The organism is Candidatus Bathyarchaeota archaeon, from assembly GCA_025059045.1.
Classification (GTDB): Archaea; Thermoproteota; Bathyarchaeia; order Bathyarchaeales; family DTEX01; genus JANXEA01.
The window spans coordinates 1-22,342 of record JANXEA010000025.1; the positions used below are offsets into that span (position 1 = coordinate 1).

At 48.2% G+C, this 22,342-nt stretch carries 24 protein-coding genes; 9 read left to right on the top strand and 15 right to left on the bottom strand.

Annotation, left to right across the window (positions count from 1 at the left end; genetic code table 11):
• The 3 genes from NZ952_06855 to NZ952_06865 all read right to left on the bottom strand — a co-directional run.
• Positions 1 to 429 (bottom strand): hypothetical protein (locus NZ952_06855; protein ID MCS7120900.1); only part of this gene is annotated, 429 nt, incomplete at its 3' end.
• Between the two features lie 56 nt (positions 430 to 485).
• Entirely contained in the window at positions 486 to 1,355 is an 870-nt protein-coding gene (locus tag NZ952_06860; protein MCS7120901.1) for a geranylgeranylglycerol-phosphate geranylgeranyltransferase, read from the bottom strand.
• 84 nt (positions 1,356 to 1,439) lie between these two features.
• Positions 1,440 to 2,726: a DUF362 domain-containing protein gene (locus NZ952_06865; protein MCS7120902.1), complete on the bottom strand. Its 1,287-nt coding sequence runs from the start codon at positions 2,724 to 2,726 to the stop codon at positions 1,440 to 1,442.
• Between the two features lie 159 nt (positions 2,727 to 2,885).
• On the opposite strand from NZ952_06865, the gene NZ952_06870 reads away from it, so the two are divergent.
• Positions 2,886 to 4,856 carry an arginine--tRNA ligase gene (locus tag NZ952_06870; protein MCS7120903.1) on the top strand — a complete coding sequence of 657 codons (1,971 nt, stop codon included), beginning with the start codon at positions 2,886 to 2,888 and terminating at the stop codon, positions 4,854 to 4,856.
• Between the two features lie 35 nt (positions 4,857 to 4,891).
• Here NZ952_06870 and NZ952_06875 read toward each other — a convergent pair whose 3' ends face one another.
• The 10 genes from NZ952_06875 to NZ952_06920 all read right to left on the bottom strand — a co-directional run bounded on the left by NZ952_06875 (position 4,892) and on the right by NZ952_06920 (position 13,446).
• Positions 4,892 to 5,299, bottom strand: a complete 408-nt coding sequence (locus tag NZ952_06875; GenBank protein MCS7120904.1) for a 30S ribosomal protein S19 — start codon at positions 5,297 to 5,299, stop codon at positions 4,892 to 4,894.
• Between the two features lie 62 nt (positions 5,300 to 5,361).
• On the bottom strand, positions 5,362 to 6,087 hold the full coding sequence (locus tag NZ952_06880) for a 50S ribosomal protein L2 (GenBank protein ID MCS7120905.1): 726 nt from the start codon (positions 6,085 to 6,087) through the stop codon (positions 5,362 to 5,364).
• Positions 6,088 to 6,110: 23 nt separating this feature from the next.
• Positions 6,111 to 6,371 carry a 50S ribosomal protein L23 gene (locus NZ952_06885; GenBank protein ID MCS7120906.1) on the bottom strand — a complete coding sequence of 87 codons (261 nt, stop codon included), beginning with the start codon at positions 6,369 to 6,371 and terminating at the stop codon, positions 6,111 to 6,113.
• A gap of 14 nt (positions 6,372 to 6,385) precedes the next feature.
• Entirely contained in the window at positions 6,386 to 7,159 is a 774-nt protein-coding gene (rpl4p, locus tag NZ952_06890) for a 50S ribosomal protein L4 (protein ID MCS7120907.1), read from the bottom strand.
• Positions 7,160 to 7,173: 14 nt separating this feature from the next.
• Entirely contained in the window at positions 7,174 to 8,172 is a 999-nt protein-coding gene (locus NZ952_06895) for a 50S ribosomal protein L3 (GenBank protein MCS7120908.1), read from the bottom strand.
• A 101-nt stretch (positions 8,173 to 8,273) separates the two neighbouring features.
• Positions 8,274 to 8,999: a 5-formyltetrahydrofolate cyclo-ligase gene (locus NZ952_06900; GenBank protein ID MCS7120909.1), complete on the bottom strand. Its 726-nt coding sequence runs from the start codon at positions 8,997 to 8,999 to the stop codon at positions 8,274 to 8,276.
• A gap of 19 nt (positions 9,000 to 9,018) precedes the next feature.
• The gene (locus NZ952_06905) at positions 9,019 to 10,242 is read right to left on the bottom strand and encodes a SufD family Fe-S cluster assembly protein (GenBank protein MCS7120910.1); all 1,224 of its coding nucleotides are present in this window, start codon (positions 10,240 to 10,242) and stop codon (positions 9,019 to 9,021) included.
• On the bottom strand, positions 10,188 to 10,946 hold the full coding sequence (locus NZ952_06910) for an ABC transporter ATP-binding protein (GenBank protein MCS7120911.1): 759 nt from the start codon (positions 10,944 to 10,946) through the stop codon (positions 10,188 to 10,190). Before NZ952_06910 ends, NZ952_06905 begins: the two co-directional genes overlap by 55 nt.
• Positions 10,947 to 11,009: 63 nt before the next feature.
• Positions 11,010 to 11,909: an agmatinase gene (speB, locus tag NZ952_06915; GenBank protein MCS7120912.1), complete on the bottom strand. Its 900-nt coding sequence runs from the start codon at positions 11,907 to 11,909 to the stop codon at positions 11,010 to 11,012.
• A gap of 121 nt (positions 11,910 to 12,030) precedes the next feature.
• Positions 12,031 to 13,446: an L-fucose/L-arabinose isomerase family protein gene (locus NZ952_06920; protein MCS7120913.1), complete on the bottom strand. Its 1,416-nt coding sequence runs from the start codon at positions 13,444 to 13,446 to the stop codon at positions 12,031 to 12,033.
• A gap of 174 nt (positions 13,447 to 13,620) precedes the next feature.
• On the opposite strand from NZ952_06920, the gene NZ952_06925 reads away from it, so the two are divergent.
• The 3 genes from NZ952_06925 (at position 13,621) to fdhD (ending at position 15,574) form a co-directional block, all read left to right on the top strand.
• Positions 13,621 to 13,980 (top strand): hypothetical protein, encoded by a 360-nt coding sequence (locus NZ952_06925; GenBank protein MCS7120914.1) that lies wholly within the window; start codon positions 13,621 to 13,623, stop codon positions 13,978 to 13,980.
• Between the two features lie 102 nt (positions 13,981 to 14,082).
• Positions 14,083 to 14,769, top strand: a complete 687-nt coding sequence (locus NZ952_06930) for a hypothetical protein (protein MCS7120915.1) — start codon at positions 14,083 to 14,085, stop codon at positions 14,767 to 14,769.
• A gap of 58 nt (positions 14,770 to 14,827) precedes the next feature.
• Positions 14,828 to 15,574 carry a formate dehydrogenase accessory sulfurtransferase FdhD gene (gene fdhD / locus NZ952_06935; GenBank protein MCS7120916.1) on the top strand — a complete coding sequence of 249 codons (747 nt, stop codon included), beginning with the start codon at positions 14,828 to 14,830 and terminating at the stop codon, positions 15,572 to 15,574.
• Between the two features lie 66 nt (positions 15,575 to 15,640).
• Here fdhD and NZ952_06940 read toward each other — a convergent pair whose 3' ends face one another.
• Positions 15,641 to 15,817, bottom strand: coding sequence for a preprotein translocase subunit Sec61beta (locus NZ952_06940; protein MCS7120917.1), 177 nt, complete (start codon positions 15,815 to 15,817; stop codon positions 15,641 to 15,643).
• A 123-nt stretch (positions 15,818 to 15,940) separates the two neighbouring features.
• On the opposite strand from NZ952_06940, the gene NZ952_06945 reads away from it, so the two are divergent.
• The 4 genes from NZ952_06945 to NZ952_06960 all read left to right on the top strand — a co-directional run bounded on the left by NZ952_06945 (position 15,941) and on the right by NZ952_06960 (position 20,557).
• Positions 15,941 to 17,587 carry a CTP synthase gene (locus tag NZ952_06945; GenBank protein ID MCS7120918.1) on the top strand — a complete coding sequence of 549 codons (1,647 nt, stop codon included), beginning with the start codon at positions 15,941 to 15,943 and terminating at the stop codon, positions 17,585 to 17,587.
• Positions 17,588 to 17,686: 99 nt separating this feature from the next.
• A complete protein-coding gene (locus NZ952_06950; GenBank protein MCS7120919.1) occupies positions 17,687 to 18,718 on the top strand; it encodes a 6-phosphofructokinase in 1,032 nt (343 codons plus the stop codon).
• Positions 18,719 to 18,836: 118 nt separating this feature from the next.
• Complete coding sequence (locus NZ952_06955) at positions 18,837 to 19,916, top strand: zinc-binding dehydrogenase (GenBank protein MCS7120920.1); 1,080 nt, start codon at positions 18,837 to 18,839, stop codon at positions 19,914 to 19,916.
• A 119-nt stretch (positions 19,917 to 20,035) separates the two neighbouring features.
• Positions 20,036 to 20,557 carry a nitroreductase family protein gene (locus NZ952_06960; GenBank protein MCS7120921.1) on the top strand — a complete coding sequence of 174 codons (522 nt, stop codon included), beginning with the start codon at positions 20,036 to 20,038 and terminating at the stop codon, positions 20,555 to 20,557.
• On the opposite strand, the gene NZ952_06965 is transcribed toward NZ952_06960, so the two are convergent.
• Positions 20,554 to 21,084, bottom strand: coding sequence for a type 1 glutamine amidotransferase (locus NZ952_06965; GenBank protein ID MCS7120922.1), 531 nt, complete (start codon positions 21,082 to 21,084; stop codon positions 20,554 to 20,556). The genes NZ952_06960 and NZ952_06965 overlap by 4 nt on opposite strands.
• 115 nt (positions 21,085 to 21,199) lie before the next feature.
• On the opposite strand from NZ952_06965, the gene trxB reads away from it, so the two are divergent.
• A complete protein-coding gene (trxB, locus tag NZ952_06970; GenBank protein MCS7120923.1) occupies positions 21,200 to 22,114 on the top strand; it encodes a thioredoxin-disulfide reductase in 915 nt (304 codons plus the stop codon).
• The last annotated feature ends 228 nt before the right edge of the window (positions 22,115 to 22,342 follow it).

Genomic DNA, 22,342 nt, shown 5'->3' on the forward strand with positions numbered 1-22,342 from the left:
CATGCCTGTTCCTCCAGCCGTTATGATCTCCTCGCCGGGTTGGATGAGCCCGGCTTCGGTTGCGATGAGCATTATTTCGACGCATACCTTCATCCCCTCGCAGAATCTGCATAGGGCCGTCTGCATCTCTTTGGGGAACTCATATTTGACGTCGAGGGCAGAGCATGCATTATGCCCCTTTTCCCTCAACCTCTCCTTCAAACTGGTTGGGAAGAAGTTGCGTCCTTGGAAACCATCTAGGTTTACAATGGTCATCCTGATTGGCGTGCCGCTAAGAATCTCGAGCGCTTTTCCCGCTGAGAAGCCTGTAACTGAGGCTATAACAACGTCTCTTATCCCGCTGGCCAAGGCTCTCTCCTTAACCAGTTTGAGGGTGGCTTCGGTGTTATGTCTACCTCCTGACTCGAAGTAGACTGTTTTCATCTCCATGAACATTTCATAAGATAGGAGTATGATTTATGTTTTGGGGCTTTTGTGGGCTGGTTTCAAATGTTTCCAATGTAAAAGGCGATTAGCCCAAGAGCCATCCAAGCCAGCGTTGCATTCTTGATCTTCTTGGCATTTTCTCTAGTAGGATTCTTTAATAGCTTGAGAGAAGAGGCGATGAAGCCTATGTCCGCCGCTATCACAGGCGGAATGAACCATAATGTGACGAGTGGCGGGTTTAAGATAAGCGGCAATGGGCTTAGGATTACGGCTGACATGTAGAAAGCTGAGCCTAAATATGCGGCGGCTCTTGGCCCGTGTGAGACCGCAAACGTCCTTATCCCCTCAGCCTCATCGCCTGCCACGTCAACTATACCCTTTACAATTTCACGCCCAGTATTCGATAGGAAAGCCATGGCCGTGAAGATTAAGGCCTTTAGGCTTAGGCCACTAGAGGACACATAGCCACCATAGATGAATGGTATCGCCACACATGCGCTTACCAGGAAATTTCCAGGCAGACCAGTTCTCTTACCCTTCGTCGCGTAAGTGATGGATACGATGAGCGATGCGGCGGCGATTAGGAGGCATTCATGCGAAGTAATGTACGCCGCTGCCAGCCCCAGTGTTGATAGTATCGCTGCGAAGATTAGGCTTTCCTCAGCCTTGATTGTGCCGCTGGGTATAGGTCGGCTCGGCTCATTAATCCTGTCAATCTCCCTGTCATAATAGTCGTTTATAGCCATTGAGGCGCTTGTTAGGCTGAAGGCCGTGATGAAGCCTAGAAGGATTTTTGGAATGAGTTCGGGCATCGGCTGCTGGATTGAGAGTGAAGCGCCTACAATAACTGCGAAGCCCATCATAAACCCATTTGGGGGGCGCATCAGCCTTAGAAGGCCAGCTAGTTTTCGCATCACCCAGCCCTGCAAATTCATCTTCACATTAGAATGATCTTATAGAAGATAATACTTCTTCTCACACTCATCCTATTTCAGGAATTCAAATCCAGAGGGTTAAATATTATGAAGACGCTTAAGCATTCCGAACTCGTCGAAATGCATCTCTTTAAGATTGCCTATAACTTCTATCCTATCCCTTAGAGTCGGCTCCGACTCTACGATCTTTAGCAGAGACTCGGAGATCCATAGACGCTCAAGCTCCATCGTGTTCCTTACCCTGACAACCTTTGCTTCCTTAGGATCTACTGGTCCGCAGGTATGCAGTGCCGCGGCTATGGCATCTCTTTCCGTTGGGAGAAAAATGGGTATTTTTGCAACTTCAGGATGGCCGGATGTTAATGCGTTTATATATGTAGTCTGGAAGTCAATCTTTTTGAATACAGTCTCAGTGGTGAAGTCGGCTAAGCCTATGCCCAGTGCGTTTCCATGCGTCTTCTCGGTTAGCCCTAAGACAACGATCCTTCTTATCATAGGCGCGTTTGGATCGGATTCTCCTGGAAGCCAGAACCTTCCAGTAACATTCGTGTCCATACCCATCCCACTTACATCCTTTCCAATCTCATCAACTATGAGCACATCTATCTCCTTGAAGGGAAGCCTGCCCATTAATGCCTTCGCCTCTTCTAGAAGTCTCTCCTCCTCTGTCTCAAACATTTCAGGCTCGACGGCTTTGATCTTGGCTATCTCATGGCAGGAGTTTTCAAGTATAGCTAACCCAAGGATCACGGGGGCCTTCCTCAAGACTAGCTTGGCCGCCTCGGGAAGGATCTTGTGGTAGCCCTCTCTATAGAAGCGATGTATCGTCTCCGCTCCCTTCTGTTTTCCAAGCCCTATAGCCAGCATCTTCATCAATCCGCTCTCAATTCTACCCTTAAAGTCTGTGTGAGGCTTAACCCTTGCCACGACAATTATTCCGTCAGCCTTCAATGCGTTCCGGTCGATGTAAACTGGCACCCCACCACCAACTTTTCCAATAACCTCAACATCCATGCTAGAAACTATCGGCGCACCCACGCTTTCCGCAGTTATCCCAAGATCCCTTAGCAATGCCACCTGCCCCTCTGCAGTTGCGCCCCCATGGCTCCCCATAGCTGGTACAAGAAACGGTTCTCCGCCTACCTTTCTAACCTCCTCGACAACTATTCGGAGGATCTCGCTATAATGCGCTATCCCACGGCTGCCCGCGGTGATGGCTATTCTTGCTCCTGGCCGTATTCTCTCCTTAAGGTTTGCTCCCCTCAACTCCATTCTTATCTTTTCGGCGTAGTCTTCAAGCCTGATGAGTTGAAATTTCTGTTTAACCTCAATCATCCTTGGAAAAGTCATGTCGGGATATAGCATTTCCGCACCCCAATAGATGCATCAATAATGGTTTCTGCAGGCTCAATATAACATTGACTACTATATTATGTAATTTGGAGAGTGAGGATCATCACAATTTATAAGTTGCTGGCGTAGATAGAGTTGACGGACCAATGGTCGGGAAAAAGAGTGATCAGTTTGGTTCAAGTATCAGCTAATCCCTTCGGCGATTTTAGGTTGGAGTGCCGAAGACTCTTGGAAAAGGCATTTATTGAGGAGTTTGCAGGCCAGGAGATCCCAAATATTGGTTTGGATTTGCCCCCAAGCCCGCAGTTCGGTGAGCTCAGCTCATCCCTATGCTTCGATCTGGCAAGAAGGCTGGGTGCAGACCCTATGAAGGTTGCTGAGCTGTTGGCGAAGGGGGTGGAGCATTCTTTAGCGTCCACTGGCTCTAGTTTAGTTCGCGCCGTCAAGGCTGAGGGGGGCGGATACATTAACTTCTATGCGAATTTTTCGAGACTTGCGGATCTAACTCTTAACTCGGTGAGAGCTCTAGGGGACGAGTATGGTTATGTGAGGACTGATCAGCCGCTTAGGGTGATAGTTGAGCATACAAGCGCGAATCCCATTCATCCTCTACACATAGGTCATGGAAGGAATTCCCTACTTGGAGATTCGTTGGCACGCATACTTGAGGCTAGAGGGCACAGAGTCTCCAAACATTTCTACATTGATGATATGGGACGCCAATCAGCCATTATAGCGCTTGGATACAAGATGCTTGGTCAGCCTAAGCCTGAGGGTAAGGCTGACCATTTTATTGGAGCGATATACTCGATTTCAAGCTGCCTCCTAGAGATAAGGAGGCTGAAGGGAGAGATTGAGAAGGCTAAGTCTCTACAAGCCTCAGATGAGAAGATATTAGAGCTTCAAAGGAGGATGGATGACTGGATCTCAGCGGCTGCGCAATTGAAGGAGAGATTCCCAAAACTTTTTGAGGATCTTCTCGGGAAGATCACCGCCGCTGAGAATCCTGAACTCGAGGTGAATCTACTGCTTAGGGAGTATGAAGCCTGCAAGGATTATGCACGGAATCTTATACGAAGCATCTCTACCCTATGCCTTCAAGGGTTTAAAGAGACTCTTTCCAGAGTTGATATTCTTATTGATTCTTGGGATTGGGAGAGCGATTTCGTCTGGAGCGGGAATGTGAGCCGATATTTTGATGCCCTTAAGAGGACTCCATATGTAGGGTTTGATGGGAGTGTTTTCGAATTTTACGCTGACGCCGTTGTCCAATCGTTCGGGCTTAGGGAAGAGCTGGGTCTTAAAAAGAATTATGAGGTTCCCTCATTAACGTTGGGCAGATCAGATGGCACAACGCTTTACACTACAAGGGACATCGCCTACACGATTTGGAAGTTCGGTCGGGCAGACTGGGTTATCAACGTTATTGGGATGGAGCAGAGTCTTGCGCAGCTCCAGCTTAAGCTCGCACTTTACGCTTTAGGCAGGGTTGACGAGGCTAGGAGACTGACACATTTCTCATATAATCTTGTCACATTTCCCGGGCAGAGAATATCGGCAAGGAGAGGGAGGTTTCTAAGCTTCGATGAGGTCATAGATGAAGCTGTTGAGAGGGCTTATGTTGAAGTTTCTAAGCGCTCCCCAGACCTCTCAGAGGGGAATAAACGTGAGATCGCCGAGGCAGTCGGCATAGGAGCGGTCAAATACGCTCTAGTGGGGACTGACCCGCAGAAACCAGTCACCTTCACATGGGACAGGGTTCTTGATTTCGAGAGGAACAGTGGCCCCTACATACAGTACTCACATGCAAGGGCCTGCAGTATTCTTAGAAGGGCAAGATTCTTGGCTGAGGAGGCTGACTTTAACCTTTTGAATGAACCTGTAGAACGCGATCTAGTTCTCCTTATCTCACGTTTTCCAGACGTTTTCATAGACGCGGCGGAGAACCTTAAGCCTCACGCCATCGCCGACTTCGCCAATACATTAGCCGATAAGTTCAACACTTTCTACGCCTATTTGCCAGTAATAAGGGCGGAGCCGAGCGAGCTTCGCAGCGCTAGGCTGATGCTTGTCGAGGCCGTGAAAACGGTCCTAAAGAATGCGCTCTCTCTTCTTGGAATTAAGGCTCCAGAACGTATGTAGGGGCTGAAGAATCGATGGATGGCGGAACAGGATTTTCACTTGAGCGGCACATACATGCTGCTGCGGCTGGCTCCGATTCCCGGAGTTCCATGCTTGACAGGCTTATTAGTTATGGCGAATTCGCCTAAATAATGTCCTATCATCTCAGGTCTTATCGTAACCGGGACAAATTCCTTCCCATTATGAACGTGGATCGTCATGTTAACCATTTCTGGAAGTATAACCATGTCTCTTGCATGGGTCTTTATCGGCTTCGGCTGGACCCCTCTTTCTATAAGCTCTCTTGCCTGTCTAATCTTTTCAAGAACTTTTCTCTGCTCATCCGTTAACCCCCTTAAGAGGCTTCTACGCTGCCTTGATGGAAGAAGGTTGATAAATTCATCCATAGATAGGCTTAGCAAATTTTCTAAAGTGTATCCTCTGTAAGTGAACTCTCTGGGCATTACATCACCATCCAAATCTAGGTATTAATGGAACACATAAATGTTGCTGCATTAGTTTTCCGCTACTTCTTCTTCTTTCCTGTTCTCCTAGCGGATATTAAACCAACCTTCCTACCTGGAGGGGCGCCCCTTGAGACAGTAGAAGGCTTTCTTCCGCCTCTCCTGCCACTTCCAAACGGGTGGACAACCGCCGCCATAGCTCTACCCCTGGTCCTCGGATACTTGCGACCCTTAGCCTTCATCCAATAATATTTTGCACCAGCCTTCATGAAGGGTTTGTCGATCCTTCCAGACGCTGCAACTACGCCTATCGTTGCTAAGCACTCATCGTTAATGTAGCATGTCTTGCCTGAAGGCATCTTCAGAAGTGTCCCTTCTGGAGTGTGCGAGATTACTGTCGCATATGTGCCTGATGAACGGACGAGTTTACCTCCATCTCCCGGTTTCAGCTCTACGTTGCAGACCATTGTCCCCTCTGGGATCCTGCCTATAGGAAGAACGTTGCCAACTCTGACAGCCGCCTTTCCTCCAAGCTCTATTATTTGACCCTCATAAACCCCCTCTGGAACCACTGAGTAATATGCGCTTCCATCCTCTAATTCTATTAATGCGATAGGTGAGCCTCTTCCAGGATCATGCATCACCGTTAGTATTTGACCTTTGATTAAGCCGTCTATCTTATCTTCCGGGAGCCTCGGGTATCTGGTAGGCGCAACATGCTTGTGAGATGAGGCTCTAAAGGTTGGTGAACCTCTCCCTCTCCTCTGCACACGTATCCTTTTTCCCAACTTCTTCTCACTTCCCAAGCAGATTACAATACGCCTAGCCTTATGGCGACGTCCGCCGCGTTATAGCCGGGCTCAAGTCTTACATAAGCCTTCTTCTTTCCCTTACCAGTATATGTGATGTTCACTTTTCTCACCTTAACATCGTATAGTTCTTCAACTGCCCTCTTAACATCCTGTTTATTAGCTTTATCGTTTACAATGAAGACGAGTTTGTTTTCAGTCTCCAATAGTCTGCTGGTAACCTCAGTCATCAGCGGGTATAATATGATCTCTTCAGGGTTCATTTGTGATTCCTCCTTCAATGCTTAAGGTCTCTCAACTCCTCTATTGCTGGTCTAGCCCATACTGTGAGTCTTCCAGGATGGGTTCCAGGGGCAAGTATTTCCGGATTCAAATCCTTAACGTATGCTACGTCGACGCCTGGAAGATTCCGCGCAGCCTTAACGATCCCGTCGTCCTTTGATATCACGATTAATGGGCCTACGGCCATTTTCAGTCTTCTTCCCCGCATCTTCCCCTTACCAGCACGCACCTTGATGCTTTCCTCAACTCTGTATACGTCCGGCCATATCCCCAAGTTTACGAATACAGACTTCAGGTCCTGCGTCCTCTTTATGCTTTGAATATCCTCGGTCACTATGAGCGGCAGGTCTGGAACTCCGTCAACCTCATGTCCCCTCTTAGCTATGATCTCCTTCATGCCCGTAGCCGCTATTGCCGAGAAGAGTGCGAGACGCCTCTCCTTCTTAGGTATCTTCTTCTCGATCTTCTTATCAACAACCGGGGGGTGGGCTGGTCTCCCTCCGACGGTTCCAGGTGCGAATGCTGCTCTCCTCGAATCTCTAAGTCTCGGAACCCTTGATATGCCATGGTTGACACCCCATGACTCAGCGGTCGTCCGCTTTCCAGCCATCTTATCTCTCCCCTGCGGCTGAATCCTATGTGATTGTATGGCGATGACAGCTCTCTTTATGACATCGGGTCTTAAGGGCGTTCGAAATACTTCTGGCAGCCTAACCTTGTCAACAGGTTTTCCTTGCAGATCGAAAATTTTCGAAGTGACTTTGCCCATAGTCCCCCTCCAAACTAAGCTCCCTGAGGCGATGCAAGCGACACATATGTAATCTGAGGAGCTTGAACAGCGATCTTAGGCGGTCTTGCCGGATATCTCATCCTGATGAGCCTCTTTGCAGGACCTGGAACGCTTCCCTTCACCATCACATATGGGCCTTTAACTTGGCCGTAGCGTAGGAAGCCGCCTGCCAGCGTGATCTCCTTTCCTATCTTGAGTATACGCTTGTTAAATTCTGTTCTCTGGTGATAACCCATTTGCCCTGCCCTTGGAACAGTGTATAATACTCTTCCCGGACCCCAGGCTCCAAGCGTGCCTATCCCCCTCTTCGTCTTGTTTGACTTATCCTGGAGTATTCTTACACCCCACCTCTTGACCACGCCCTGCCATCCCTTACCCTTTGTCACGGCTATAACGTCTATAAATTGGCCCTCCTTAAAGACCTCTTCTACCGAAATAGTTTTTCCCAGAATATTCTTGGCATATTCAAACTGTTCGCCAATTGTTCCCCCACCGATCTTAACCTCCATAAGGTCAGGCTTCTTCTTGGGAACGCCTGCAAGCCTAGGCTGCGTCGCCATAATAACGCGGAATTCGACAATCTTATCCAAGTTTGCCTCGATCTTCTTCAAACCATCTTCACTGTTACCCTTTTTCAACACAACTTTAAGCCTATCAAAATCTTTTGGCAGATCAGCAGCCCAGCATTCGGAGAGAGTTCTCAACCCATTTACATCCTTCGTGTAAGCCCTGAGGGAGCAGACAAGCATCGGAGGCGCATCAATAACCGTGACTGGACATGCCACCTCCTTACCAAAGTTAGGTGAACGCTGTCTATCCTCAATAATAAAGATGTGTGTTGTCCCAGCCTTGTAACCCGCAAATCCTAGGAGTGTGGGTCCCCCTTCAACCTCGGGCCAGAACCTTATCCTTCCCTTAGGTCTTGAAGCCCGTCCCCTAGGCAGATATGCTAGGGAACCCCTTCTTGGAGCATTCTTTTTCCTATGGCCCACCGGTCTCCAGCCTCTTTAACCTCTTTCCAAACGGATAGCAAGTATGAACATGAAGAAACCGTATATAAACCTTGTTTTCCGGATATAGTTACTTCGAATTTTTAATTAGTTTGCTTTTCTTTTAGCTCAGAAAGTATTGGGATCTCTTTCAGGTGATGGTGTGATATTTTCTCCCAAATTATCCCCCTCGGCTTTTCTCTTTCACTCTCGACTATTATAACCTTTGTAGGTGTTAGTATCGCGTCGACAATTAGGTCGTGATCCTCGCATGGGAGATTCTCAACGACCTGTATGTCGTGGACCGTTGTGAATACAGGTGTATCCTTGTCTACTGCTCCTACCTCTCTAAGTATCGCGTATTCTAGTTCGCAGTATCCTCCGCCCTTGCCTACCCGTTTCCCATTTGGCGTTACGGCTACTGATCCCACGATTACGAGATCGATTCTAGGCATCTTCTCTAGGGGGCATATTTCACCATATTTGAATGCTCCTCCAATTGTTGATGCCTCCAAGCAACTGGCTGCAACTCGGTCTGGATTTAGAAGCATGAACCCCCTTCTCAGCCTTGGCGTGGGCATTATCAGCGTTTTTCTGTCGGATAGAACCATAGCCCTTACTGGATGCTGGGGCGCATCAGGATTAACCTTTACAACTCTTGCATCCATATACTCTTTGAGGTCCATAAGCCTCCTTGCCGCCTTTTCCGCTCCCTTAAAATTAGGTATTCTGCCATAAACTGGTCTAGGAAAACTTGTTACGCCCTTCTCCTCCATGAGCGACCAGATTCTTCTTCTGATGCTTTCCTTCTCCTCTTTTATGTCGCTCATGTATGGTTTATCACATCCTCTACAGTGCTCTTTTCGTAGTGGCGTCTACGATCCGCTGTATATCCGCCTCCAGCTCCTTAGGTAACCCGAAGATGCTTACGTCCATGAAGCCTCTTACAATAAGGGCTTCAGCCTCCTCCTCTGTGAAGCCTCTTGCCATGAGATATAAGATCTGCTCCTCAGCTATCTTTCCAACAGCGGCTTCATGTGATAGTTCAGCGCCAGGGGCCTTCGCGAGGAGCTCCGGAACAGCGTATATCACTGCCTTGTCTGAGAGCAGTAGACCCCTGCATTCAAGGTGTGCTTTGCAATCGTCATGCTCCCCCTGAAGGAAGCCTCTTGAGTAAATCTGCGAGTTGTCTGAGGCGATTGCTCTCGTTATGACTTCCCCCCTGCACTTCTCATTTTGGAGTACAACTTTTGCTCCAACATCGATGTAGGAGTCTCCTGATCCGTATATGATGCTGTTAAAGCTAACTCTCGAGTTAGCGCCCCTACAGTATGCAACCGGATACATTTGTATGCTCCTAAGCGGTTTGAAGCACATGTAATTGCTGACAAAGGACGCGTTCTCCTCTAAGGCGGCGGCTGACCTAGGTCGCGAATCGAATTCTTGGGCCCAGTTATGTATCATTGTGAATGTTACCTTTGCGTCTTCTTTGATGTAGAACTCCGTTATTCCAACATGTAATCCTCTCCGAACATTCTTGTGGACGGTGCATCCCGTTATTATCTGGGCTTCTGACCCGGGCTCCGCGATGATGACGTTATGGACGTTCTGGTTTAGGTTGTCTGTTGAGATATAGATGCAAGCCTGGAGTGGGATTGTGACCTTCTGATCTTCTAATATCCTAATAAAGTATCCCTGATCCCAATTGAGGTTCGCTAGGGAGGTGTACTTATCCATGTCAGCGGGGATCAGTTTCCACCAATAATCCCTGAACCAGTCATACTTCTTGAGGGCTTCCCTAGTGCTCAGCATCTCAATCTTGTCTTCGAAGATCTTTGAGACTGCTCGTGATATAACTGAGTGGTCAAGCTGGAAATAGGTTGCTGAACGTGAGCCCTCGCTTGGAACAACTCCGACCTCAAGAGCCCTCTCAATTATCTCTCTTGGAAGCTTGGATACTGGGCATGGCGTCCACTCCCTTCCTTGACGGCTAAACTTTTGGATGTCGAGGTCAAGGCCTAGTTTTGCTGGCTTATCTCTTTCTCTTGAAACATCCTCTTTATCTTTGGACATTTCATGCACCAGGAGTATCCTTCATTTAGTATTTGACCTAGAATTTTCAGGGGCTCTCCAGAGCATGCGATCCTTTTATCTACCAGAACATGAGCCTTGTCCACGTCGACATATCTAAGGACGTGGCCGAGATGTGTAATTATCAGGCCTGAGCGATCCTTTAATAGGTTACCTATCAGTTTCCCTACGATCTGGAGGTTTTCAACGTCAACGCCTGAGTCCGGCTCATCGAGTATAACGAATTTTCCCTCCTGAGCCAGTATCTGCAATAATTCAGATTTCTTGATCTCCCCACCAGAGAATCCTAGGTTTATATCTCTCTCTAGGAATTCAGGTGGCAACTTCACCTTCTCTAGAAGATCGTCCATTCCAGGTTGACCGCCTCTCAGGTGCCTGATTATGCCTCCGAGCTTTACACCTCTGATGGCCGGGGGATTCTGGAATGCTACGCTTATGCCTAGCTTAACCCTCTCATTCACGGGTATATTTGTTATATCCTTCCCTTCGAAGAATATGCGTCCTGAGGTTATTTTATAGGCTGGAAAGCCTAGGATAGCCATTATAAGCGTACTTTTTCCCGACCCGTTTGGGCCGAATATAACGTGGACTTCCCCTCTCGGTATATTCAGATCTACATCTTCCAGTATTGTTCTATCTTGAACCTGTACTGTGAGGCCCCTTATCTCTAGTATGTTGTCCTCCAAAAATTTTCACCTCTAAGCTCCACAGTCACGTCCGTTCCTATTAAAGTTGCCTTTTTTGGGCTGTCATGAATTTCTGCTCGCTTGGACGAAGGACATTGTTTCGAAGATTATTTTTGCAGCGGTGATCGCTGTTCCCCCTGAGTCGTAGACGGGTGAAACCTCAACCAAATCAAATCCGATAACGTCTTTGCCACAGACTTTATGCATCAGTTCGAGAAGGGCGTATGAGGTTAAGCCTTCAGGCTCAGGATTTTGGACGGCAGGCGCGATGGAAGGATCAAGTACATCCATATCGATCGTTATGTATAGGCTGTTACATTCGTCCAGTTCGCGGTTTACAGTTTTGGCCGCTTGCTCAACGCCATTTTTAAGTATTGAGTGCGTAGTTATGTATGTGATCCCTTGGCTCTCAGCATATTTGATTTCATCCTTTGATGCCGCTCTAACTCCAACCTGGACAATCTTCTCCGGCTTGATCTCTTCGCATATTCTTCTGAGGACCGTTGCATGAGAGAGCCGGCGGTTCATATATTCGTTTCTGGCATCCATATGTGCATCAAAGTAAACGAGCCCGAATCTTTCAGGTATTCCAGCTACTGCTCCAAGAGCCAGGGTATGCTCTCCACCTATAAGTACTGGTATATCGCTTTGCCCTAGTATTTCTCTTGTAGTCTTTTCCAAATTAGCTAAAGTTTCTTCCAGGTCACCAGTCACATGGAAGTCGCCAGCGTCATGCACTTTTAAGTCCTCTATTGATATGCCTGTTCGGATACTGTATAGCTCCAGGCTCTTGGAGGCTTCCCTAATTGTAAGCGGGGCGAAAGCCGTTCCCCTTCGGAAGCTGCCTGTTAAGTCTAGAGGCACGCCGATAATGATGTAGTCTGCTTCTTCACGTGGTTTTTGAATACCTCCGAATACTCCTACCTGAGATGTGAACAGATCGATGTAACTCGCTTCTCTCATATTGGACTCATGCCCTTTTGAAATGTGCAGTGTAGTACCTGCTTCTAAGCGTTTAAATTCTCTCATTTTTGTAAATTAATTGGCGGGATGGACGAAGATTGCCATTTGATTCTTAGACTTTTTAGACTACGACGGGCTCTATATCCAGGGTTTTGCATGCATCATGTATTGGCTGAACATAGTCTCCATGAATCATGCTGGCGTGATGGATGAAGCCTTCTTCTGCTAGGCGTCTGTAGAGCAGGTCTAGGTTTGGCACCTTCACCCAACTCCATGAGCCGCGTAGAGTCTGGTCTGATCTTTCGATCTCCCCCCTGGTTATGAGCATCTTAAACTTTCCGTCATATTCGACGAGCCTGCAGATGGTTACTGTTCCCGATTTGAGCTGGAATTCCGCTGCGCCGTAGGAGCGGTCGATGCCTAATGTGCGTCCCAGCACACTCTGATATTTTATGATTATTGGGCATCCTTTCGCTGCAAGTGAGGGCGGAGCGTTCCCGCAGTGCCACGCTAGGAATACATTCTCTTTCTCCTGATGCTTTATCGTCCAGTCGATAAAATGTGGCGGCGTCTCCTTTAGGCTTGCCAGGTACTGGATCAGCATCGTTAACGCACCATATATATCCACTTCACATGAGCACATTATGCCCTGGTCGGTCAATCTTCCCATGGCGTAGCATGGGCAGATTCCATAAATCTCTTCCATAGCGTTCCAGCATTGCACGCCCATAGCGGTTATCCCATTTGACTTAGCATACTCCTTCAGCACAAGTTCTAGCTTCGCTATTTTCATCATCTGCTCCCTGCTTAAATGCGAAAGATCGGCCTGATTCTTCATTTCGGTCAGGATCCCCTGAACTTCTGGGTCTGATTCGCTTAGCTTGTTCGCTCTGTCGAAGATCTCTGTTAATGTTATTGGCACTACCCTCTGTTTGAACTTCTCGATCAGGGCTGACTCGTTGAATATGCATGTTTCGAATGGCTGTGGTCTCGGGCCGACCTGCCCGATCTTAGCTCCTATAAAGCCCTTTCTGATCGCGCATACCCTAACGAAATTGTCTACAGCCTTTATGAAGCTCTCCTCTTCGGGGAAGACGATGCCTGCGAAGAGATATTTTATCTTTCTCCTGTAGAGTCCTGAGGATATTGAGAGAGTGCCGCAGAACGAATCTGATAGTCTGCCTCCCTCCTCTGTGAAGGGCCCCTCCTTTGTTCCGAACAACATGACTGGAAGATCGCTGAAGGCTGAGGCAACTTCAAGTGCGGCCACCTCATCCCCGAAGGTCATGGTCCCAATTAGTATTCCATCGATTTCACGTTTGCGGAAGAGTTTGATGGTTTTCTCTGCATCTTCAAGGTTTGAGACCAGACCCTTCTTCGTGAGATCCTCATCTGGGACTATGAGTTCCAGATGAGGATTCTTTGATAGTGCAGTGATGCATCGCCTCCGCATATCGGTTGCCCATTCCCAGCTGAATACTGATCTATGGGCGGGAATGAACCCGATCCTTATTTTCAATTTTTCTTTAGTTGGCAAGCTTTTTCCTCCACTCTAAAGTTGGACATTAGTATCTCCGGCTTCTAATTTATTCCTTTCCCGCTTTCAACAATATCTTGAAGTGCCATGTTCTTTTATGATTTATCGGTGAGCCTTAAATACTTCCTATAAAACTATTTTCGCTGATCGATAAGATTTTAAGGTGTATGGATAGTGGAGTCTCATAGGATCACCAGGTTTTCGATACTCTCATACTATTATCTCTTTTCAGGCTTTATACTTCTTATCGCCTCCGTATGGTCTAATCCGCTGCTGCCGCATGTATTCGCATTAGGGGTTCTGAGTCTCATCCTATGCTATGGCTTGAGGAAGAGGGGGAGATGGGTGCTCTATCTTTCGCCACTCGTGATGTTACCAAGTATTGTTTTTGCATCCGCTTCGTCTTTCGCCATCTTTAGCGCCTTCCAATTGAGCGTTTTCGAAGGTTTACTGATTTCAGCGTTAACTATACACGCGTTGCTTAGCTTCGCCTCGTTACTATTTCTCGTTGCGAGCGCCAAGGATCTTAAGTAGTCACGCAAACTGCTTAGGAAGGTCGCAACTCAAAAGTGAGATATACTAGTTGCAGTAATTAATTGTGACTGATTGCCGATCCTGTGTGGTGAGCCTTCTAATATGACTTCTCGAATAGAGGAGCCTACGCTACGTCCAATCCGGCATTTTCCATCCGATGTTAGGAGGTATGCGCGTCTTCCCATTCAAAGTATCCAGGAAGGCTTAGCCTGCCTCTTGACTGAGGCTGGGCAGATGGAGACCCCTTCCTCCTACGCTGGCGGCGAGGTTGCTATCAGAGGTAGGATAGGCGGCATCCTAGGCGTCAAAGTGGAAGCTTTGATCTCTCCAGAGAATGGGATGACACGGGTAGATGTGGGTTTTAATTATAAGCGACTATTGTTAGCTTATGCTGGAATCCTGTCGATCGGTCTATGCTTAGGGTGGGTTGTTTACATTATGACTTATTCCGAAATTGCAGGGTACATTCTGGCAGCTGCCCTTATATTCATGATTTTTTCGGCGTCGTCTAGGCTGAGCTCGCAAATTAGGGATTTTCTGATGAATCTCGATGAGACTCTCGCACATCTAGAGCATGAGCATGCTAAAGAAGCCCTCGCTGAAGATAGGAAGCGGTGGCAGAGCAAAAGATGTGAGGTGGAGAATCTTTATATGAGGTTATGTAGCAAGCATCTTAAGACGTGGGGAAGCCTGAGGGTTCTTGAGTATAAGATCTCCGAGTATGAGAGGCAGGGTTTGACACGTGAGGAGGCAATAGTTAGGGTCTCGGAGGAGGAAGGCATCTATTGATGGTGACCACAGCGTTTAACCCCTCTTCTTCTCATCAACTCTACTTGGAGGCATATCCTTGATTAGGGATGGCTTAACAGCGAAACTTCAGATAATAAGGGTGAATTACTCCGGCGCTGAGGCTTCATTTGAGCGTATGATGGATTATGTAGCGGTTGAGGAGGAGATTAGCGTATATTTTGGGGGGAAGTTTTATAGAGTCTTCTCTTTCACTCCTGGTAAATTGGTGGAGCTTGTTATAGGTCATCTCTTAGCAGAGGGAATAATCGGTAAGCCAGACGATGTTTTAGAGATAGAGATTGTCGAGGACAAGGTTGATGTAAAATTCGCTGATGTAAGCAAGCGTGCAGTGTCCATACCGGAGTTGAGAGAGATATTTAGACCTTTGGCCCCCATGGTGAAACCTGAGATCATAATGGAATCCATGGAGGAGCTATGTTCCCGCTCCACTATCTACTCGATGACAGGCGGAACTCATGCCGCGGGCATCATCAGCTTAGATGGTGAGATAATGGCTTTTGCGGAGGATGTTGGCAGGCATAACGCGGTCGATAAAGCGGTTGGCGAGGCTGCATTGTTAGGAATAGACTTTGGAAAGATGTTCCTAGCCTTGACTTGTAGGCTTAGCTCTAAGGTTGTTTTAAAGGCTGTTCAGGTGGGCGTCCCATTAATCGCTTCCATCTCTGCGCCTACCGGCCTAGGCGTCAAGCTCGCGGATTCGGCAGGTGTGACGCTTATAGGCTTCGTGAGGGATGGAAGGATGAATGTGTACTCACATCCCTGGAGGGTCATAGGGCTTGCTTGATGCACACTAGTGGATCGGAAGGTTCACAAAATCGTATGATATTATGAAGGCGGAAGGCTAATTCCATTATGAGACGAACTGCAGGAGTATGCATACTATGATAAGTGCAACTGCTGAGACGATTACTATCATGGGTTTTATCTTTATTCCCGGGGTCTCCTCCTCGAAGAACCGCAGTAGACCTGCCCCGGCTGCAGGCATGGGCGCGAGTTGGCTTCTCCTCTTTTCTCTCCTCTTACTCAAGCTGACACTCCCTTCTCCAACCGATTTAGTAGAGCTTTAAGCGTTAATTAAGTTTACGCTTACGCTCACCTTTCACTCGCTTCGAATCGAAAGTTTTTATTATCGGCGCGGTTAATGTATTCTATGCACAGTGAATGTAGGACGAGGTATATTTTCGTTACAGGGGGCGTCATCTCGGGCCTCGGTAAGGGCATTGTCACATCATCGATTGGGAAGATGCTTCAGTTTCGAGGCTTCCGTGTCAGCGCATGTAAAATTGACCCTTACATAAATTTTGACGCTGGGACGTTAAGGCCTACAGAGCACGGTGAGGTCTGGGTTACTGAGGACGGTGGGGAGATCGATCAGGACCTCGGCCATTATGAGAGATTTTTGGACATAAATATTCCTAAAAGCCATAATATTACGACGGGCCAGGTTTACTATGAGGTCATAAGGAAGGAGAGGAGAGGTAAGTATCTTGGTCAGACAGTTCAGCCCATACCGCATGTGACTGATGAGATTAAGAGGAGGATAAGGCGGATTGCAAGGGACTCTGGCGCGGACTTTCTTCTTGTCGAGATCGGCGGGACAGTAGGCGATTATGAGAACATCCTCTTCCTCGAAGCGGCAAGACAGATGAAACTCGAGAAAGAGGATGTCCTCTATGTTCATGTTGCCTATCTTCCGATTCCAAGGAGCCTTGGCGAGATGAAGACTAAGGCTGTTCAGCATTCTGTGCGGGAACTCAGGAACTTCGGAATTCAGCCCGACTTCATAATTGGAAGGTCTGAGACATACTTGGATGAGACGAGGAAAAAGAAGATCGCCCTGTTCTGTAACGTGAATGAGGAGGACGTAATATCAGACCCTGATGTCGAGAACATTTATGAGTTGCCCCTGATCTTTGAGCGGGAAAGGTTTGGGGATAAGATCCTCGCTAAACTTGGGATTTCTGGTGTTGTATCAAGAGATGAGGAGTGGAGGAAGTTCGTTGAGAAGGTTGAGGGGTTGAGTGATGAAGTTGAAGTCGGCATTGTTGGAAAATACTTTGACATTGGCAGGTTCCAGCTACCCGACTCATACGTTTCCGTCATAGAGGCGATAAAGCATGCCGCATGGTTTAATGATAGAAGGCCTAGTCTCAGATGGATAGACTCGAAGATCCTGGAGGGCGGCGGAGACTTTTCAAGCCTAGACAAGGTTGACGGGATAGTTGTTCCAGGAGGTTTTGGAACAACCGGGATTGAGGGGAAGATTGAGGCGATAAGATATGCAAGAGAGAGGGGCATCCCATTCTTAGGTTTGTGCTTAGGCTTTCAGCTTGCAGTAGTTGAGTTTGCTAGGAATGTCTGCGGGCTCAGGGATGCGAATAGCTCGGAGATAGACCCTCACACCCCCTATCCAGTCATCGATCTTCTCCCAGAACAAAGGGAGATTCTGCGAAAGTCTAGGTACGGGGCGACCATGCGGTTGGGAGCTCAGATAGTGAAGATTAAGCCTGGCACATTGGCCTACAGCCTCTATGGAGCCAGCGAAGTCCGGGAGAGGTTCAGGCATAGGTACGAAATAAACCCGGACTACGTTGGAACTCTTGAGAAGGCTGGGTTCATGTTTTCTGGGACGACGCCTGATGGGAGGATTATGCAGATAGGCGAGTTACCTAATCATCCCTTCTTCATTGGAAGCCAGTTCCATCCAGAGTTTACTTCAAGACCATTAAGGCCTAACCCGCTGTTTAACGGCTTCATCCGTGCATGCATTAAAAGAAGAAGTGTCAAGTCCGGCTAATCATACTCCTCAAGGAATATGACACTCTTTATGGAGCGAAAAGTTTTTCTTCTATATATCAGCAATGTTTTGAAGGAACCTTGAATAGAGGTTGAGAATGTGAAGGTAGGAGTATTAACTGGCGGAGGCGATGCACCTGGACTTAACGCCGCCATAAGGGCTGTCGTGAAGAAATGTGAGAGATACGGCTATGATGTTGTTGGAGTAAGGTACGGATGGGCAGGTCTCCTAGAGTGTGACGCCGTCCCGCTGAAGTACGCAGACGTTGAGGATATCATAGGCAGAGGCGGAACAGTCATCAAAACTTCTAGGACGAATCCGCTTAAGATTCAGGATGGGATAAGGAAGGTTGCTGAAAACTTTAGGAAGCTAGGCCTCGACGCCCTCATAGCGATCGGAGGAGACGACACCCTAAGTGTGGCTGCGGCCTTATGTAAGGAGGGGCTTAAAGTCGTCGGGGTTCCTAAGACCATTGACTTCGATGTTCCAGGAACCGAGTTTACAATTGGCTTTGACACCGCGGTAAACACTGCGATGCGGTTGATCGAGAACATTAAGGACACTGCTGATTCACATAGCCGAGTCTTCATAGTTGAGATAATGGGCAGACATGCTGGGTGGATTGCATTATATTCTGGTTTGGCCGCTGGAGCCGACTTGATCCTGATTCCAGAGGAACCGTTCAGCATCAAGGATGTCGCGGAATTTGTGAGGAGGAAGATAGAGGAGGAAAAGAATGAGGCGATGGTCATTGTCGTCGCTGAGGGCGCTCTAATTAAGGATTATCAGGGACCCATCACAAAGGATGCTAGCGTTGACCAGTTTGGGCATGTACGCTTAGGCGGCATAGGCGAATTCTTGGCAAAGGAGATACAGAGGATTCTGGGGGTTGAAACGCGAGCCGTCACACCTGCGCATACCATTAGGGGTGGATCCCCAACCATGCTTGACCGTCTAATATCGACGAGGCTTGGTTTGGCGGCCGTCGACCTTGTTAAGAAGGGTAAGTTCGGCTACATGGTCGCCCTCAAGGCTGGGGAGATAGTCACTGTCCCGCTGACGGAAGTATCTGGCAAAACCAAGAATGTGAGCAAGGAACTTTACGAGGAGGCTAAAGTCTTCTTCGAATAGCTGGACATTGATCCCAAAGCCCAATCTTTTTCAACCTCTAATGTTTTTGGCTGTTGACGTTAACACTATTTTTCCTTTTTCTTTCTATGATTATGTTTCTCCTCTAAGGTGTTGGGCGATGAGGATCGTTGCTAAGGAGTTCCCTCTCATTAAGCCTTTTACATTTTCGGTTCGGGAGAGGCTTATTGAGGGCGTTCCAGATGGTTTCCTACTTCTTAAGCCTGTTGTGGCCGGAATCTGCGGGAGCGAGCTCCTTTACTTTAGGGGTGAGAAGGAGGAGTGGAAGCTTAGGGAGAGGCTTCCAATGTGTCTCCTTCATGAGGGTGTAGCTGAGATCATTCATAACCCAGCAGGGACAGGGGAGCTTCAGCCCGGAACATTTGTTGTTGTTAACCCGTTGATTCCATGTGGCAGGTGCTCATCATGCTTGACGCTTGGGGAAAACTATTGCCAGAATGCGAAGTTTATGGGTTCAACTGCGGATGGATTGGCCAGATCGCATCTACTTTACCCAAACGGCAGGGTTATACCAGTTCCTGAAGATGTAGAATTAGAGCTGGCCGCGTTGACTGAGCCTCTCTCAGTCGCGCTTAACGCTTACCAGATTGCGAGTATAAAGCCTGGGGAAAGGGTCTGCGTCATCGGGGACGGCCCAATTGGTTATCTTGTTGCACTTATCTCCTCTCATGTTGGAAGGGTTTCTAGGGATAGGCTCTTCGTAATGGGGGTTGTTGATGAGAAACTCGATTTGGCCGAGGATTTTGCGTTAACAGTGAATACGGCGTGCGATGACACTGAGAGGTTTAACGGCTTCTTTGATGTTGTTTTTGAGGCTGTCGGCGGAAGGGTTCATAGGCTAACTCTTAGAGAGGCGATATGCTTCGCCAAGGCTGGCGGTCGATGCGTGCTTCTTGGTTTATCCCATGGGGAGGTTCCGGTTGACATCAATCAAGTGGTTAATCGCGGTCTCTCAATTATGGGTTCAGTTAGGAGTAGAATGGAGCACTACAGGACTGTGCTTGATCTGATGCGGGATGAAGAGTTTGGGGGGAGGGTGAAGCGGATAATCTCTGAGAGGAGGTTCACTATAAGATCGGCTGAAGATCTGTATGCAGCGTTCAGGTATGCGGATACTGAAGAGGGTGAGGCGAAAACTAAGCCTGGAAGGGTTTTAGTCTACCTTGCGATATGCGATTAATAGATAAAACCTGGATCATTGACCTTTACTTATAGGATTTGATGAAGAAATAATTTTATTACTGTTTACTACCAGATTATCAAGCATAATGTTGATGGAGAACACTTTGGTGGTTGATGATGGACTTCTATGAGGTCATCCGGACTAGGAGGAGCATCAGGTCTTACAGGCCTGACCCTGTTCCGGAAGAAGTGTTGAATAGGGTTTTGGAGGCCGCGAGGATTGCGCCTTCAGGCTCGAATAGGCAGCCCTTAAAGCTTATCGTTGTGAAGGATGAGACGCTGAGGCGGAGGCTTGCCGCAGCATGTCATAACCAGTGGTTTATTGCTGAGGCGCCCATCGTCATCGTGGCCTGCGGCTTTAACATTCACTGGAATAGAGGAGGGTATATGGGTGACTTAAGCATGCTTGTTGACGTCTCAATCGCGTTTACGCATTTGATACTTGCAGCTAGGGCGGAGGGGCTTGGCACATGTTGGATAGGCGCCTTCGACAACGAGGAAGTTAAGAAGATATTGAGGATTCCGAAGGATGTTAATGTCGTTGCTTTGACGCCGCTTGGGTATCCTAAGGATGAGGGGTTCGGCGAGCCTGGGCCTAGGAAGCCTCTTTCCGAGCTAGTGTCGGTTGACAAGTTCTAGCCGCGACGCTTTTCTGAGCCACGTTCTAAGAGTCTTAGTATCTCCCTGCAGAAGTCCGGTAGATCCTTTGGCACGCGTGAGGTTACAATGTTGCCGTCGACGACGACTGGTTTGTCCTCGAATCTGGCGCCCGCATTCTTCAGGTCTGTTGTCACCGCGGCGTAGCATGTGGCCCTCCTTCCTCTTACAATGTCGGCTTCGATCAGCATCTGTGGTCCATGGCAGATTGCCGCGATAACCTTTCCTTTCCTGTCGGCTTCTCTGACTATGTCGACCATCTGACGTTTTGTTCTCATCCTGTCAGGCGCGTGTCCTCCGGGTATTATTACTGCCTCATACTCTTCTACTTTCACGTTCTCCGCTGAAATGTTAGCGGTTATGGGGCATCCATGCTTTCCCCTGTATGTCTCGTTCGCCTTCGGTCCGACTATGTCAACTTGGTATCCGGCTTCTTGGAGGCGGTAATATGGGTATAGGAGCTCCGAGTCCTCGAAGCCCTCGTCCACTAGGATTAACACTTTCTTCATAGTTATCACGGGAGTAATGTATGCTGATCCAGATTTTAAGTTATTCTCAGAGACCTATCGCTTTTAAGGATGAGACGCCTTATTTTGGTTGTGCCATGCTGGGAGGTTTAGGTTGATGTATGACGTCATTGTGATTGGTTCGGGGCCAGCTGGCTTAACGGCGGCCATTTACGCTGCTAGGGGTGGATTGAGAACCCTAGTCTTAGCGGGATCTGTCTGGGGCGGTCAGTTAATGTTCACTGGCCTAGTCGAGAATTTTCCAGGCTTCAGGGACGGTGTCTCAGGTCATGATTTGATGGTTGCCATGGTTGAGCAGGCTAAGAGGTTTGGAGCCGAGATCGTCTTTGAGGATGCTTCCTCCGTAGACTTTTCCATGAAACCCTTCAAAATTGCTAGTAGAGAGGCTGTGTATGAGGCTAGGGCTGTCATAATCGCGACTGGGTCCTCTCCTAGGCGGCTGGGTTTGGAGAGCGAGAAGAGGTTTATTGGCAGGGGGGTCTCTTTCTGCGCCGTCTGCGATGCTCCTCTTATGAGGGGTAGGGTTGCGGTTGTCGTGGGCGGCGGGGACACGGCGCTCGAGGAGGCTTTGGCGCTCTCCAAATATGCACGGGAGGTTATGATTGTTCATAGGCGTGACAGGCTCAGGGCGGCTAGGATCCTTCAGGAGAGGGCGTTCCAGGAGCCTAGGATCAGGTTTTTATGGAACTGTGTTGTGGAAGAGATTTTTGGCTCCGAGAGGGTTGAGGGCGTTAGGCTTAGGAGGGTTGATTCTGGCACGTCGACTCTCGTAGAGTGTGATGGGGTCTTCGTGGCGATTGGTAGGCAGCCTAACACGGAGATCTTCCGCGGTCAGGTGATGATGGATGAGGCAGGTTACATTATTCTCAGGGATGGGACTATGACGAGTGTTGAAGGCGTCTTCGTTGCGGGCGAAGCTGCCGATGGCAGGTATAGGCAGGCTGTCGTCTCGGCTGGCCTGGGATGCATGGCCGCCATTGACGCAATTAAATATCTTGAGATGCAGGGCTAGAAAAGTTTAAACTCGCCTCTGCTCTCAGCGGCCATTATAAAAAATAAAATAAATTCGGGTATTTTAGAAGGGGGTTTTAAGTATTTTCAGGGCGCTTTTGTTCCGGCGAATTTGAGGTTTTTAGTCAAACTCTGAGGAGGTTTCTTCCTCTTCTCCCTCTTTCTTTTCAGGTCCTTTTCCTTCCTCTTTCGGTTTGGAAGCGGCGATTATGTCGTCGATTCTGAGTAT